The 15,123-nt window shown below is 60.8% G+C and carries 11 protein-coding genes, 1 tRNA gene and 1 pseudogene; 9 read left to right on the plus strand and 4 right to left on the minus strand.

The genetic code is table 11. The features are described 5' to 3' along the window. Positions 1 to 338: 338 nt before the first annotated feature. From aceA to J9892_RS15445, 4 genes are all read right to left on the minus strand, one after another. Entirely contained in the window at positions 339 to 1,652 is a 1,314-nt protein-coding gene (gene aceA, locus J9892_RS15430; protein ID WP_010675271.1) for an isocitrate lyase, read from the minus strand. Positions 1,653 to 1,721: 69 nt separating this feature from the next. After that, positions 1,722 to 3,329 carry a malate synthase A gene (gene aceB / locus J9892_RS15435; protein WP_210538559.1) on the minus strand — a complete coding sequence of 536 codons (1,608 nt, stop codon included), beginning with the start codon at positions 3,327 to 3,329 and terminating at the stop codon, positions 1,722 to 1,724. A gap of 692 nt (positions 3,330 to 4,021) precedes the next feature. Beyond that, complete coding sequence (locus tag J9892_RS15440) at positions 4,022 to 4,162, minus strand: hypothetical protein (RefSeq protein ID WP_171865635.1); 141 nt, start codon at positions 4,160 to 4,162, stop codon at positions 4,022 to 4,024. Between the two features lie 256 nt (positions 4,163 to 4,418). Then, positions 4,419 to 4,495 (minus strand) — tRNA-Pro (locus J9892_RS15445). 385 nt (positions 4,496 to 4,880) lie between these two features. Between J9892_RS15445 and tadA the strand changes: the two genes are divergently transcribed. From tadA to J9892_RS15490, 9 genes and pseudogenes are all read left to right on the plus strand, one after another. Further along, positions 4,881 to 5,429 carry a tRNA adenosine(34) deaminase TadA gene (gene tadA / locus J9892_RS15450; protein WP_210538560.1) on the plus strand — a complete coding sequence of 183 codons (549 nt, stop codon included), beginning with the start codon at positions 4,881 to 4,883 and terminating at the stop codon, positions 5,427 to 5,429. 167 nt (positions 5,430 to 5,596) lie between these two features. Then, positions 5,597 to 7,834, plus strand: coding sequence for an ABC transporter permease subunit (locus tag J9892_RS15455; protein ID WP_043153846.1), 2,238 nt, complete (start codon positions 5,597 to 5,599; stop codon positions 7,832 to 7,834). A 17-nt stretch (positions 7,835 to 7,851) separates the two neighbouring features. Further along, entirely contained in the window at positions 7,852 to 9,501 is a 1,650-nt protein-coding gene (pstA, locus tag J9892_RS15460) for a phosphate ABC transporter permease PstA (RefSeq protein ID WP_124813012.1), read from the plus strand. Positions 9,502 to 9,605: 104 nt separating this feature from the next. Further along, a complete protein-coding gene (pstB, locus tag J9892_RS15465; RefSeq protein ID WP_010675264.1) occupies positions 9,606 to 10,424 on the plus strand; it encodes a phosphate ABC transporter ATP-binding protein PstB in 819 nt (272 codons plus the stop codon). A gap of 179 nt (positions 10,425 to 10,603) precedes the next feature. Next, complete coding sequence (phoU, locus tag J9892_RS15470; protein WP_029314752.1) at positions 10,604 to 11,314, plus strand: phosphate signaling complex protein PhoU; 711 nt, start codon at positions 10,604 to 10,606, stop codon at positions 11,312 to 11,314. Between the two features lie 241 nt (positions 11,315 to 11,555). Continuing rightward, complete coding sequence (locus J9892_RS15475) at positions 11,556 to 12,875, plus strand: hemolysin family protein (protein WP_041213150.1); 1,320 nt, start codon at positions 11,556 to 11,558, stop codon at positions 12,873 to 12,875. An 18-nt stretch (positions 12,876 to 12,893) separates the two neighbouring features. Continuing rightward, positions 12,894 to 13,436: a hypothetical protein gene (locus J9892_RS15480; RefSeq protein WP_162540598.1), complete on the plus strand. Its 543-nt coding sequence runs from the start codon at positions 12,894 to 12,896 to the stop codon at positions 13,434 to 13,436. A gap of 293 nt (positions 13,437 to 13,729) precedes the next feature. After that, on the plus strand, positions 13,730 to 14,632 hold the full coding sequence (locus J9892_RS15485; RefSeq protein ID WP_210538561.1) for a homocysteine S-methyltransferase family protein: 903 nt from the start codon (positions 13,730 to 13,732) through the stop codon (positions 14,630 to 14,632). Between the two features lie 9 nt (positions 14,633 to 14,641). Next, positions 14,642 to 14,980 (plus strand): annotated as a pseudogene (locus J9892_RS15490) (amino acid permease); the annotation flags it as partial. Positions 14,981 to 15,123 lie beyond the last annotated feature (143 nt).

Raw genomic sequence — 15,123 nt, forward strand, 5'->3', positions numbered from 1 at the left:
GGGACACGCCGTTTTAGCCTGTGGAGGCGTGGTGCAATCAGGCCGCCCGATGAAGCAGGAACCCGGTACTGCGCGAGCAGCTATCACCCAGTAATGGGAATCCCCCTCCTGTGACGCGAAGCGCTAAGGTGGGGGAGGATGTCAATAGGCTATCTTATTCGCCATTTTGAACCTGGGCAGTGCTCGAAATCCTCACGTACTACAGTACGCTCCGGTTTCTGCGCGCTGTCCGTGTTCAAACTGCCTTCAACGATTACGCCTACTGGGATAGGTTCTAAGCCCCATAACGACAAACCCCGGGACTTGGCCGGGGTTTGTTTGCGAGCATTACACAGCTATCAGTGGAACTGATCTTCTTCGGTCGAGCCGGTCAGCGCGGTCACCGACGACTGGCCGCCCTGAATGACGGTGGTCACCTTGTCGAAGTAACCGGTACCCACTTCCTGCTGGTGCGCCACGAAGGTGTAGCCCCGCTCGGCGGCGGCGAATTCCGGCTGCTGCACCATCTCGACATAGTGCTTCATTCCCTCGCCACGGGCGTACTGGTAGGCCAGCTCGTACATGTGGAACCACATGTTGTGGATACCCGCCAGGGTGATGAACTGGTACTTGTAGCCCATGTCGGAGAGCTCCTGCTGGAAGCGGGCGATGGTGGCATCGTCCAGGTTCTTCTTCCAGTTGAAGCTCGGGGAGCAGTTGTAGGCCAGGATCTTGTCCGGGTACTGGGCCTTGATGGCCTCGGCAAATTTGCGCGCCTCGTCCAGATCGGGCTTGGCGGTCTCGCACCACACCATGTCGGCGTAAGGGGCGTAGGCCAGGCCGCGGGAGATGGCCTGCTCGATGCCGGCCTGCACCTTGTAGAAGCCCTCGCTGGTGCGCTCACCGGTCAGGAAGCCGGCATCGTAGGGATCGGCATCCGTGGTCAGCAGATCCGCTGCGTTGGCGTCGGTGCGGGCGATGACCAGGGTGGTGGTACCGCAGACATCTGCCGCGAGGCGGGCTGCGATAAGCTTTTGCACCGCTTCCTGGCTCGGGACCAGTACCTTGCCGCCCATGTGGCCGCATTTTTTCACGGACGCGAGCTGATCTTCGAAGTGTACGCCGGCGGCGCCCGCTTCAATCATCCCCTTCATCAGCTCGAAGGCGTTCAGCACGCCGCCGAAACCGGCTTCCGCATCCGCTACTATGGGCAGGAAATAGTCGATGAAGCCCTTGTCCTCTGGTCCAACTTTGTTGGCCCACTGGATCTGGTCGGCCCGGGCGAAGGAGTTGTTGATGCGCTCCACCACGGAGGGGACGGAGTTGGCCGGGTAGAGGGACTGATCCGGGTACATGGTGGAGGAGAGGTTGTTGTCCGCCGCCACCTGCCAGCCGGAGAGATAGATGGCTTCGATGCCGGCCTTGGCCTGCTGCACCGCCTGGCCGCCGGTCAGGGCGCCGAGGCAGTTTACATAGCCTTTCTTGGCGCCGCCGTGGATCAGCTCCCACAGTTTGTCGGCGCCGCGTTGGGCCAGAGTGTGTGTCGGCTGCAGGCTGCCACGCAGGTTCACCACGTCCTCGGCGCTGTAGCCGCGCTTGATCCCTTTCCAGCGGGGGTTTTCTGCCCAGTCTTTCTCGATAGCCTGGATCTGTTGCTCACGGGTCAGTGCCATATCAGTTCCCTCTTTCATTGATTTCACGTTTCCATTGACTTGTTATGGGGGCCGTTACCGGCCCGGGTCTCACAGCCGCTCGTAGCCGGGCAGCGTCAGAAAATCGATGAGTGTGTCGGCGCAGGTGATCTCGTCCATCAGGGCGCTTGCCTCGGCGAAACGGCCCGATTGCCAGCGGGCCTCGCCCACTTCGCCTCTGACCACCTCCTGCTCCTCGGCCAGCATCTGGCGGAACAGCGCCTTGGTCACTGCCTGACCGTTGGAGAGGGTCTTGCCGTGGCGGATCCACTGCCAGATGGAGGTGCGGGAGATCTCGGCGGTGGCGGCATCTTCCATCAGTCCGTAGATGGGCACGCAGCCATTGCCGTTGATCCAGGCTTCCAGGTATTGCAGGGCGACGCGGATATTGGTGCGCATGCCCGCCTCGGTGCGATCACCCTCACAGGGGGCCAGCAGGTCGGCGGCCGTGATGGGGGCATCCTGCTCGCGCAGCACGCCGATCTGGTTCTGGGCACCCACCGGAATGGTGGCGTTGAACACCGCCATGGCGGTATCGGCGAGGCCGGGGTGGGCGACCCAGGTGCCGTCGTGGCCGTTGTCGGCCTCGCGCTGCTTGTCCGCGTGCACCTTGGCGAAGACTTCGGCGTTCACTGCCGGATCCTTGGCCGGGATAAAGGCGGCCATGCCCCCCATCGCCAGCGCGCCGCGTTTGTGGCAGGTCTTGATAAGGAGTTGCGAATAGGCAGAGAGGAACGGCTTGTCCATGGTCACCACCTGACGATCCGGCAGGACGCGATCCGGGTGGTTTTTCAAGGTCTTGATATAGCTGAAGATGTAGTCCCAGCGACCGCAGTTGAGGGCGACGATGTGATCCTTCATCTGATAGAGCAGCTCGTCCATCTCGAATACCGCCGGCAGGGTTTCGATGAGCACGGTGGCCTTGATGGTACCGCGGGGCAGACCGAATTTGTCCTCGGTCCAGGCGAACACCTCGCTCCACCAGCGCCCTTCCAGATGGCTCTGCAGCTTGGGTACGTAGAAGTAGGGACCGGAGCCCTTGGCCAGCAACGCCTTGTGGTTGTGCAGGAAATAGAGGGCGAAGTCGAACAGGCCGCCGGGAATGGGGGCACCATCAAAGGTGACGTGCTTCTCCGGCAGATGCAGACCGCGAACCCGGCAGATGAGCACGGCCGGGTTGGGATTCAGGGTATAGGCCTTCCCCTCCGGGCTCTGGTAGGCAATGGTGCCGTTGACCGCATCGCGCAGGTTGATCTGGCCCTCGATCACCTTGTTCCATGCCGGGGCCAGGGAGTCCTCGAAGTCGGCCATGAAGACCTTGACGTTGGCGTTGAGGGCATTGATCACCATTTTGCGCTCGACCGGGCCGGTGATCTCCACACGGCGGTCCTGCAGATCGGCGGGAATGCCGCGCACCGTCCAGTCACCATCGCGAATGTGGGCGGTCTCTGGCAGGAAGTCCGGCAACTCGCCGCCATCGATACGGGCCTGGCGTGCGACTCGCTGCTTCAGCAGCTCATTGCGTTGGGGAGCGAAACGTTCCACCAGTTCGGACACCAGGGCCACCGCATCCGGCGTCAGGATCTGCGCGTAATCGGGAAGCATCTCGCCTTGAATGCGCAGGCGGGTGCTGCTGATGGTCTGGGCCGGTGCCGACATAGTGGGTACTCCTCCAAAAGTTACATTTTGAATTTATTAACTACGACTAACGTCTATATCCCTTTCTTTCAAACTCCCCGTAACAGCGGGGTAACACGATTCATAAGGTGCAAAAGAATGGCGGATTCGTCAACTTGATTTTTAAAACGGGTGTTTTTTGATGATAGTTAAGATGCTGTTTTAAATGGATTTATGTGATTAGTGTAAAAGCTCTTTGCAGATGGTTATGCTCTTGGGTCGCCGGGGCGGCAGGGGGGAGGATTTCGGTAGAGGGGATGGGTTAAAAATGTAACTAATTACGTAATAAAATTACAAATGCAAAAACAAATCCCGACATTACTCCAAGCTTTGCAAAAACAGCTGTATGAAATGCCTTCGTTCAATCCAGCCTGCATGAGGGCTATGAAGTGACCGGGTAGTGAACTGATGTTTAAAACTAAAATGTCAAATTGGGTCAAAATGGCGAAGGCGAACATGAGAGAGGGAAATGACGAGCAATAACGTAGGTTTGTATCACGGCGTGTCCATGAAGGAGAGGGAGGTTGGGGCGCAGAAGATGGTCAATTAAACTGATTTTTGAAGAAAAACTAGCATTTTATCGTTATTTGCGGTGGCGGTCTGTTGGCCGGGGTCAAGGGTGGTGCCGGACAGCAAAACCGGCGTCTTGAACCGCACTATGGCACGGGCTCGTCTCAGTAATCTTCATCCGGGGCGGCGAGATCGATCACATCGAGGTGCACTGAACTGCCAAACCCGTGCTCTGCGGAATCGAGCTCGGAGGGCGTGGGGGAGATCAGGGGCTGAACGGGCTGGGAGTCAGCAGCTTGGGTCATGGATGCTTGCCTCATTGATTGCAAGCCGGTCGGTGATTCCATCACCCTAGTGTCCACCTCCCTGTTTTTATGGCCGGCGGAAAAGTTGCGTATCCTAGCGGCACTTTATGAAAGCTTCAAGTGGTTCTGTATAAAATTCATGCCAATAAAAAGCGGCGACCCGATGAACGGGGGAGGCGAGAGGAAAAGAGGCAAGCGTCGGGCGTGCAGGCAAAAAAATAGCCCAGTCGTTTGACTGGGCTATTTTCGGGGAATTTGGTCGGTGTGAGAGGATTCGAACCTCCGACCCTCTACACCCCATGCAGATGCGCTACCTGGCTGCGCTACACACCGACGGAGTCAGCTCGGCTGACGGGGAGGAAGTCTAATCGGATGATATGGCGGGCGCAACTCCTTTTTTATCAGGGAGATGCCGACTGCTTCTTTATTGTTCAGCCAAGATGCAACTTGGGCCCCGGCCGGAGTTTTGGCATAATCGCCGCCCCCTTAGGCGGGCACAGGGTGGCGAACACCCAACTCGGGGCGTTCCGATGTCGCCGGGGCCTTTGGCCTCTCTTTCATTGACAGCATCTTCTGCCGTGGGCTACCGGCTACCGGTCAGCGCGAGGGGGAAGGGGCCCGGTGTGCCCAGGGCCGGGACGCAGCAATCCGGGAGTGCGCGGCCGATGCCGTGCAGGGGCCAGGCAAGCCGACATCATATCGACGAGAGGATCAGGGCGTGAAACCATCTGAAGTTGCAGCACAGATCAGCCAGCGCGAGCAGGACGAACGCTGGATGCGCCATGCCATGGCCCTGGCAGCCAGGGCAGAGGGGATAGGCGAGATCCCGGTGGGCGCCGTGCTGGTGCTGGGGGACAAGATAGTGGCAGAGGGGTGGAATCGTTCCATCAGCGAGCACGACGCCTGCGCCCATGCCGAGGTGATGGCGCTTCGGGAAGCGGGCAAGCAGCTTGAAAACTATCGCCTGCTCGACACCACCCTCTATGTGACGCTGGAGCCCTGCTGCATGTGTGCCGGCGCCCTCATCCACAGCCGGGTCAAGCGGGTGGTCTATGGTGCCCGGGATTTGAAGACGGGGGCGGCAGGTTCTGTGTTCGACATCCTGCTGGATCCCCGCCACAACCACCAGGTGGCACTGACGGGGGAGGTACTCGCCGACGCCTGCTCGGCCCAGCTGTCGGATTTCTTCAAACGGCGCCGCGCCGAGAAGAAGGCGGCCAGACTCGGCGCGAAAGAGGCGCTTCCTCAAGATGACAGCGGGGCCTGATGGCCCCGTTTGCTTTTTTTCACTGCCAGACCGGCGGCCTGCTTCCCACCGAATATCAACTGCCACCCCTGCGATGAAGCCCGCGCTCTTTGCCGCTGTTGATGTAACAAAACTGTCATGCATCCGCCATATAATGCCGCCAAGCCTAGCTCACATTGAGGTCTTGCATGTCATCGGAATCGTTAAATCTGGTCATGGCGGGCAGTCGAAAACGCCGGATCAAGGATAAATTGGCCAAATATGGCGTCACCACAGGGGGAGCCCTGGTGCTGGTGGCGCTGTTGCTTATCTTCTTCTACCTGCTTTATGTGGTGAAGCCCATCTTCAATGGCGCCAGCATGGAGAGCACTGCTTCCTTCACTCTGCCCATCAAGGGCAAGACCGCCTGGCTCGGGGTCGAGGAGCAAAACGAGATAGGTTACCGCTTCAGCGACCTGGGGAAGGTCAAATTCTTTGCCGTGCAACCGGATGGCAAGATCAAGACCGGACAGGTGATTGGCGAGGCGCAGGTGAACGGCGAGATCACGGCGGTCGCGCCGCCTGCGCCGGGCCAGAAACTCATCGCCTATGGGTTTGCCAACGGCAAGGCTCAGGTGGTGCAACCCTATTTCAAGATCTCCTATCCCAATGACGTTCGCGTCATTGAGCCCAGCCTGCAATATCCCTTCGGCGAGACCCCCGTGGTGATCGATCCCCAGGGCAAGGCGCTGACGCGCATGGTCTTCGAGGCGACCAAGGACAAGATGGCGACTGCGGCCGTGACCGAAGATGGTCGTGGTGTGCTGATGGTGATGAGCGGCGAGGAGAATTTCCTCTCCGGCGAAATCGAGTGGAGCAGCCAGACCTACACCATTCCGTCCCTGCCACGCCATGTTGACCAGATGCTGCTGACCCCGAACCTGCGCCTGTTGTTCGTGCGCGAGGGCAACCGCCTGTCGGTCTATGACATCCACAACCTGAGCGACATCTCCCTGCGCAATGTCATGGAGATCAACGCCCCCAATGCCAGCGTGACCCAGGTGGCCCTGCTCTCCGGTGCGTCCTCCCTGCTGGTGGGCAACGACAACGGCGTCATCTCCCAGTGGTTCGAGGTGGCAAAGGATGGCAAGCGCCAGTTCACCCAGATCCGTGACTTCAAGGGTGACGCGCCGGTCGCCCTGCTGACCCCCGAGCACTTTCGCAAGGGCTTCATCAGCGCAGGCAGCGACGGCACCATCAACTTCTTCCATGCCACCGGCGAAGCCAAGCTGCTTGGCGAGAAGATTGACGGGGGCAACCTGGCTGCCGTTGCCATCTCTCCTCGCCACAACCTGCTGTTGACCCAGCAGGGGGATGACTTCAAGGTCTTTGACGTCGAGAACGATCACCCCGAGGTAACCTGGTCTGCCCTCTGGCAACAGGTGTGGTATGAAGGCTATCCCGAGCCCCAGTACGTGTGGCAGTCCACCTCCGCCAGCAACGACTTCGAAGCCAAGCTGAGCCTGGTGCCCCTGGTGTTCGGTACCTTGAAAGCCTCCTTCTATGCCATGGTGTTCGCGGTGCCCCTGGGTGTCGCCGGAGCCATCTATACCGCCTACTTCATGTCGGCGGGGCTGCGCAAATACGTCAAGCCGACGGTGGAGATCATGGCGGCGCTGCCGACCGTCATCCTCGGCTTCCTGGCGGGTCTGTGGCTCGCTCCCATCATCGAAGGGGCCCTGCCCGGGGTGATCCTGCTGCTGATCCTGCTGCCCATGGGCATGCTGCTCACCGCCCTGGTGTGGAATTATCTGCCGGAGCGCGGCCGCACCTGGCTGCCGGAAGGCTGGCACGCCATTCTGCTTATCCCTGTGCTGCTGTTCATCGGTTGGGGCGCTTTCGCCTTGAGCCCCATCATCGAGAACGCCTTCATGCACGGTGATTCGCGCATCTGGCTGACCCACGACATGGGCATCAAGTTTGACCAGCGCAACTCCCTGGTGGTTGGTATTGCCATGGGCTTTGCGGTCATCCCCACCATCTTCTCCATCGCCGAAGACGCGGTCTTCTCGGTGCCCAAGCACCTGACCCAGGGCTCGCTTGCGCTGGGGGCGACCCCGTGGCAGACCCTGAGCCGGGTGGTGATCCTCACCGCGAGCCCGGGCATCTTCTCGGCGGTGATGATGGGCCTTGGCCGCGCCGTGGGCGAGACCATGATCGTGCTGATGGCCACCGGCAACACCCCCATCATGGACTTTTCCATGTTCCAGGGGTTGCGGACCCTGGCGGCGAACATCGCGGTGGAGATGCCGGAATCGGAAGTGGGCAGCTCCCACTACCGGGTGCTCTTCCTCGCCGCCTTCGTGCTGTTTGTGTTCACCTTCTTGTTCAATACCCTGGCCGAATTCGTCCGCCAGCGGTTGCGTGAAAAGTACAGCTCTCTGTAAGGACTAAGGAATCGACAATGGGTAAGTGGTTTAAATCGGGGGCCCCCTGGATCTGGATGACGGGGGGCGCCGTCAGCCTGAGTCTGGTGGCCGTACTGGGTCTGTTGTTGCTGATTGGCTGGCGTGGTCTGGTCTATTTCTGGCCCCATCCCATCTATGAGTGGCAACTTGAAGATGCAAGCGGCAACAAGAGCGTCCTGATTGGCGAGATCAACGACCGGGAGCTGGTGCCGGTGGAGCGCCTGCGCGCCGCAGGCCAGGCGCTGGAAGGGGAGGATCGCGAAGAGATTACCCGTTATCTGGTCAAGACCGGCAACCGGGAGTTCGTGGACCTCGATTTTCGCTGGGTGCTGGAGACCGATATCAAATCGCGCGCCCAGCCGGCGGAGCTCGCCATGGTGGAACGCGCCACCAACGGCAACTTCTATGGTTACATCACCTCGGTGAAGGAAGATGGCCAGGAGCTGACCACGGAACTGCATCCCGCCTTGCAGCGGGTGCTGGCCCGTGCCAACGGCCTCTCAAGCCAAGCCAACGACCTGCAAAAAGGGGCCATCGGCAGCATCAACTACCAGCTGGAGCGCCTGCGCCTGAAAGAGCGCAAGGCCGAGCTGGATGACAAGCTGACCGATCAGCTTAAAGCCGAGCTGGCGAGCGAGCGTCAGGCGCTCAACGACCGTTACCAGGTGCTGGAGAAAGAGCTCTTCTCCCTGCGTACCCAGGCGGACAGAGACAGCATCACCGTCAAGGACATGCGCGGCGAGCTGGTGACCATGCCCATGTCCCGGGTGCTGGATGTAGTCTGGCCCAACGACATGAGCCTGATGGCCAAGGTGGGTCACTGGTTCCACCAGATTGGCAAGTTCGTCTCCGATGACCCTCGGGAGGCGAACACCGAGGGTGGCGTCTTCCCGGCCATCTTCGGCACCGTCTTCATGGTGATCCTGATGGCCATCATCGTGACCCCGCTCGGGGTGGTGGCGGCGGTCTACCTGCACGAGTACGCGGGCAAGAACAGCCTGACCAAGATCATCCGCATCGCGGTGATCAACCTGGCGGGGGTACCCTCCATCGTCTACGGCGTGTTTGGTCTGGGCTTCTTCGTCTACACCCTGGGGGGCAGCATCGACCGCCTCTTCTACCCGGAAGCGCTGCCGAGCCCGACCTTCGGCTCCCCTGGTGTCATCTGGTCGGCGCTGACCCTGGCCATCCTGACCCTGCCGGTGGTGATCGTCTCCACCGAAGAGGGGCTGGCCCGGATCCCGAGCACCATTCGCCAGGGTTCGCTGGCGCTGGGTGCCACCCAGGCCGAGACCCTCTGGCGCATCGTGCTGCCCATGGCCAGCCCGGCCATCATGACCGGCCTTATCCTGGCGATTGCCCGTGCGGCGGGCGAGGTGGCGCCGCTGATGCTGGTGGGGGTGGTGAAGCTTGCTCCCACGTTGCCGATGGACGGCAACTTCCCGTACCTGCACGTGGAGCGCAAGTTCATGCACCTGGGCTTCCACATCTATGACGTGGGCTTCCAGAGCCCGAACGTCGAGGCGGCGCGTCCTCTGGTCTACGCCACCTCCTTCCTGCTGGTGACGGTGATCGTCGGCCTCAACCTGACGGCGATCGGTATTCGTAACCACCTGCGCGAGAAATTCCGGTCGCTGGAACATTAATCCAGCCATTACAGAGACGGGCAGGGGTCTTCCCTGCCAACCAGATATTCCGGCAGCGGGCAAGACGTTTGCCCGCTGCCACCAAGAGAATTTGAGGTAAACAGATGATCAACGTAACACCGAGTTCGGCCCCGCACACCGCCACCGACCTGCTCAACCTGACCCCGGAGCAGACTGCGCTGGAGGTGAAGGATCTCAACCTGTACTACGGCAACAAGCAGGCGCTGTTCAACGTCAACATGAAGATCCCCAAGGGTCAGGTCACCGCCTTCATCGGCCCGTCCGGTTGCGGCAAGTCCACTTTGCTGCGCTGCATCAACCGGATGAACGATCTGGTGGAGATCTGCCGCATCGAGGGGGAGATCCAGCTGCACGGCCACAACATCTATGACAAGAGCGTGGATGTCTCCGCCCTTCGCCGTCAGGTGGGCATGGTGTTCCAGCGCCCCAACCCCTTCCCCAAGTCCATCTACGAGAACGTGGTCTACGGCCTGCGCCTGCAGGGCATCAACGACCGCCGTACCCTGGACGAGGCCGCCGAGCGTTCCCTGCGCGGTGCCGCCCTGTGGGAGGAAGTGAAGGATCGTCTGCATGACAACGCCTTTGGTCTCTCCGGCGGTCAGCAGCAGCGTCTGGTGATTGCCCGTGCCATCGCCATCGAGCCGGAAGTGCTGTTGCTCGATGAACCGACCTCGGCGCTGGACCCCATCTCCACCCTCACCATCGAGGAGCTCATCAACGAGCTCAAGAGCCAGTTCACCGTGGTGATCGTAACCCACAACATGCAGCAGGCGGCGCGGGTCTCGGATCAGACCGCGTTCATGTACATGGGGGAACTCATCGAGTACTCGAATACCAACACCATCTTCACCACCCCGGCCAAGAAGAAGACCGAAGACTACATTACCGGTCGTTACGGCTAAGGGATGCCGGTGATTGAGATGAGCAAGTTGAGCATCAACAAGCAGATTGGCAGCCAGTTCAACGGCTAAGGCATGTTGGTGCAACAAGGGTGATTGAGATGAACAAGATGGGCATCAACAAACAGATTGGCAGTCAGTTCAACGGCTAAGGCATAATCGGAGCAACAAGGATTACTGGTATGGACAATATGAACCTCAACAAACACATCTCCGGTCAGTTCAATGCCGAGCTTGAGAGCGTGCGCAACCAGGTACTGGTGATGGGGGGGCTGGTGGAGAAGCAACTCACCGACGCCATCGCCGCCATCCATGGCCAGGATCTGGATGCGGCGCGCAAGATCGTGGCCAACGACCACAAGGTCAACGCCATGGAAGTGGCGATCGACGAGGAGTGCACCCGCATCATCGCCAAGCGTCAGCCCACCGCGTCCGACCTGCGGCTGGTGATGGCCATCATCAAGACCATCACGGATCTGGAGCGGATCGGCGACGTGGCGGACAAGATTGCCCGCATGCTGACCGACAACGCCAACAAGCCCCAGCCACCGCTGGTGTCGCTGGAGAACATGGGGCGTCGCACCATCAAGATGCTCCACGACGTGCTCGACGCCTTCGCCCGCATGGATCTGGATGCCGCCCTGGCGGTCTACAAGGAAGATGACAAGGTGGATCGGGAGTACGAGTCCATCATCCGCGAGCTGATGACCTACATGATGGAAGATCCCCGCACCATCCCCCAGGTGCTCAACGTGCTCTGGGCGGCACGGGCCATCGAGCGGGTCGGCGATCGCTGCCAGCACATCTGCGAGTACATCGTCTACTACGTCAAGGGCAAGGATGTGCGTCACACCAAGGCCGATGACCTGAGCGATCTGCTGGGCAAGGGCTGATGGGGCGCCTTGGGTGGAGCTCCCGTCGCGGCTGCACGACGGGAATCCAGCCCTGATTGAATAAAAAGGCGCTTTGAGCGCCTTTTTCATTGCATGGCACGGCAGTTCAAGATAACGCCACCCAGCGGGCGCTTTTCTGCTAGAATATGGCCCCTGTGTGAGTCCCGGATGGAATCACGGTCCGGTTTCCCGGGCCCAGTTTGCCGTCTTGTGCTAAGGCGGCTGTAGCAATAGGTTAATCATGAGTTTTGCCGATAGTTTGTTCTTTCTGATGCTGCTGGTCGCCGGCAGCGTGTTCTTCTCACTCTCCGAGATCTCCCTTGCCGCCTCCCGCAAGATCAAGTTGCAGGTGATGGCCGACGAGGGCAACCGCCACGCCGAGAAGGTGCTGGCATTGCAGGCCCAGCCGGGCAACTTCTTTACCGTGGTGCAGATAGGCCTCAATACCGTCGCCATCCTCGGCGGTATCCTGGGGGAATCCGCCCTCAATCCCGCCATCAGGGAGCTGATTGCCGGCTTCTACCAGGGGCCCTGGCTCGGCCAGATTAGCTCTGCGGCCTCGTTTGTCTTCGTCACCGGCATGTTCATCCTGATAGCGGACCTGATGCCCAAGCGCCTTGCCATGACCATGCCCGAGCGGATCGCTGTGGTGGTGGTGCGTCCCATGATGCTGTGCGTCACCTTGCTGATGCCGCTGGTGTGGCTGTTCAACGGCATGGCCAACGGCCTGTTCCGGCTGATGCGCATCTCCATGGTGCGCAACGACGAGATCACCTCCGACGATATTTATGCGGTGATGGATGCAGGTGCCGAAGCCGGTGTCATCCAGCGCGAGGAGCACCAGCTCATCGAGAACGTGTTCGAGCTCCAGTCTCTGGGTGTCACTTCCGCCATGACGGCGCGGGAGAGCCTCATCTACTTCACCCTGCAAGAGGGGGAGGAGAGCATCAAGGCGAAGATCGCCGAGCACCCCCACAACAAGTTCCTGGTGTGCGACCACAACCTCGACAGCATCAAGGGGTTCGTGGATGCCAAGGAGCTGCTGATCCGCGTCATCAGCGGCCAGAGCATCGATCTCAACAGCGGCTCCCTGGTGCAGAACGTCATCATCATTCCCGACACCCTCAACCTCTACGAGGCAATGGAATACTTCAAGAACCATCGCGGCGATTTTGCGGTGGTGATGAACGAATACGCCCTGGTGGTGGGCATCGTCACCATGAATGACCTGATGAGTACCGTCATGGGGGAGTGGGCCACCCACGTGGTGGAAGAGCAGATCGTCCAGCGGGACGAGAACTCCTGGCTGGTGGACGGGGTGACCCCCATCTCCGACGTGATGCGCGCCTTCGACATCGAGGAGTTCCCGGAAAACCAGAACTACGAGACCATCGCCGGTTTCATCATGTACATGCTGCGCAAGATCCCCAAGCGCACCGACTCGGTCAAATATGCCGGTTACAAGTTCGAAGTGGTGGACATCGACAGTTACAAGATTGACCAGTTGCTGGTCACCCGGGTAGAACCTGCGAGCAATGAGAAGCCCGCTCAGGAATCCTAAAGGAGTTCGTTAGCAATCATGAAGATGAATACTCATTCCCGTGCGCTGGCCTGTGTGGCGCTCGCCCTGGCACTGGGTGCCTGCAGCCAGAGCGCACCGCGCAAGCCGGTGACGCCTGCCAAACCCGTCGCTCCCCAGCCTGCCGTGGTGGTCCCGCAGCAGGATCCCGATGCGGTGGTGCAAAGCGCCGTGGCAGAGCCCAGCCCGGTGTTCGACGAGGAGTATCACGGCCCGGATCAAGGGTCGCTTGAATCGGTCACCGCCCTGTTTGCCCGGGGTTACATCGAATCCGCCATGCGCGAGACCATGCTGGCGGCGGTGCACAGCGACTATCCGCTGCTCGGCATGAGGGACGTGCGTCTCACTGACCCTGTTGCCAAGTTCCTCACCTCGGCCCAGGCACGCACCACGGCCCACGACTACCTCTATGCCGGGGTGCAGCGTCGGCTGGGCCGCCCCCTCAGCCCCGCCCAGTGGGAGCAGATCTGGCAGGGCTATCCCCAGCAGGGCCGGGTCTCCGACTGGGTCAAGCAGACCAAGCGGGTGCTGGCCGGGCGCTGAGCCCCTGGTTATCGGCGGCTGTGCCCGCCTTGATCCCCTGTTTCACAAGAGGCCACCCCCCGGGGTGGCCTCTTGTCGTTTCAGCGCCTGGCCAGGTGATGCCTGTGCCGGGGAGACCTCCCTTTGCCGCCATCATCCTGAGCTTGTCCGGATTTGTTCGTAGCCCCCGATTGCCTCTTGTTCTACTTTGGGTCATGATATTTGGGATTTCTAGCCGTCTAGATGTTTTGATGGCTTAATGTGGTTTCACACAATAAACACCCGTCATGGCGGGGAGACGCAGAGAGACAGAGATGGACAAGCAGGATTTGTGGGTACTCGATGGCGGTATGGGCCGTGAACTGGCGCGGCGTGGTGCGCCGTTCCGTCAACCGGAGTGGTCGGCACTGGCGTTGATGGAAGCGCCCGAGACGGTGCGCGAGGTACACCAGGCCTATGCGACGAGCGGTGCCCGGGTGATCACCACCAACAGCTATGCCCTGGTGCCCTTCCATATCGGCGAGGCACGCTTTGCCGCCCAAGGGGAGGCACTTGCGGCTCTGGCCGGGCAACTGGCCCGAGACGTGGCCGACGAGCAGGGGGGAGCCGTCAAGGTGGCTGGTTCCTTGCCGCCGCTCTTTGGCTCCTATCGTGCGGACCTCTATCAGGCCGAGCGGGTGAGCGAGCTGGCGACACCGCTTATCCGTGCCCTGTCACCCCATGTGGATCTCTGGCTGGCGGAGACCATGAGCCTCATCGCCGAGCCCCTGGCCCTCAAGGCCCTGCTGCCCGAGGACGGCAAGCCGTTCTGGGTCTCCTTTACTCTGAAAGACGAGGCGCCGGGCAGTGAGCCCACCCTGCGCTCCGGCGAGCGGGTGGCGGATGCCGTGACCGCGTTGGCGTCGGCCGGGGTGGATGCCATCCTGTTCAACTGCTGCCAGCCCGAGGTGATTGAAGGGGCGCTCAAGGTGGCCGTCGCCGCGTTGCAGGTTCAGGGGCGCACCGACGTTCGCCTCGGCGCCTATGCCAACGCCTTCCCGCCCCAGCCCAAGGAGGCGACTGCCAATGACGGTCTGGACGAGATCCGTGGCGATCTGGGGCCGCTGGATTACCTCGGCTGGGCCGAGCGCTGGCGCAGAGCCGGGGCAAACCTCATCGGCGGCTGCTGCGGCATCGGCCCGGAACACATCGAGGCGCTGGCCAGCCGGCTGCGTTAAGGAGCGCCCATGAAAGAGAGCAAGATCGGGCTCTGGTCCCTCACGGCGCTGGTGTTCAGCTCCATGGTGGGGGCCGGCATCTTTAGCCTGCCCCAGAACATGGCCGATGTGGCGGGCGCCCGCGCCGTGCTGATCGGCTGGGCCGTCACCGGGGTCGGCATACTGGCGCTGGCCATGAGCTTCCTCTACCTGTCGCGGCTCAAACCCGAGCTCGACGGCGGCATCTACAGCTATGCCCGGGCAGGCTTTGGCGAGCTGGTGGGGTTCTTCTCCGCCTGGGGATACTGGCTCTGTGCCACCATCGGCGTGGTGGGTTATCTGGTGATCGCCTTCGCGGCGCTGGGCAGTGCGTATTCCCACGCATGGCGATCGCTCAATAACATTCATGCCGATCACTCAATAACATCCATGCCGATCGCCCAATAACATCCCAGGCCGATCACTTTTTTCCTCTATGGGAAACCATGATCGGCATGAATGTTATTGATGAC

It is taken from the genome of Aeromonas sp. Prich7-2 (genome assembly GCF_017939255.1).
GTDB classification, from domain to species: domain Bacteria; phylum Pseudomonadota; class Gammaproteobacteria; order Enterobacterales; family Aeromonadaceae; genus Aeromonas; species Aeromonas caviae.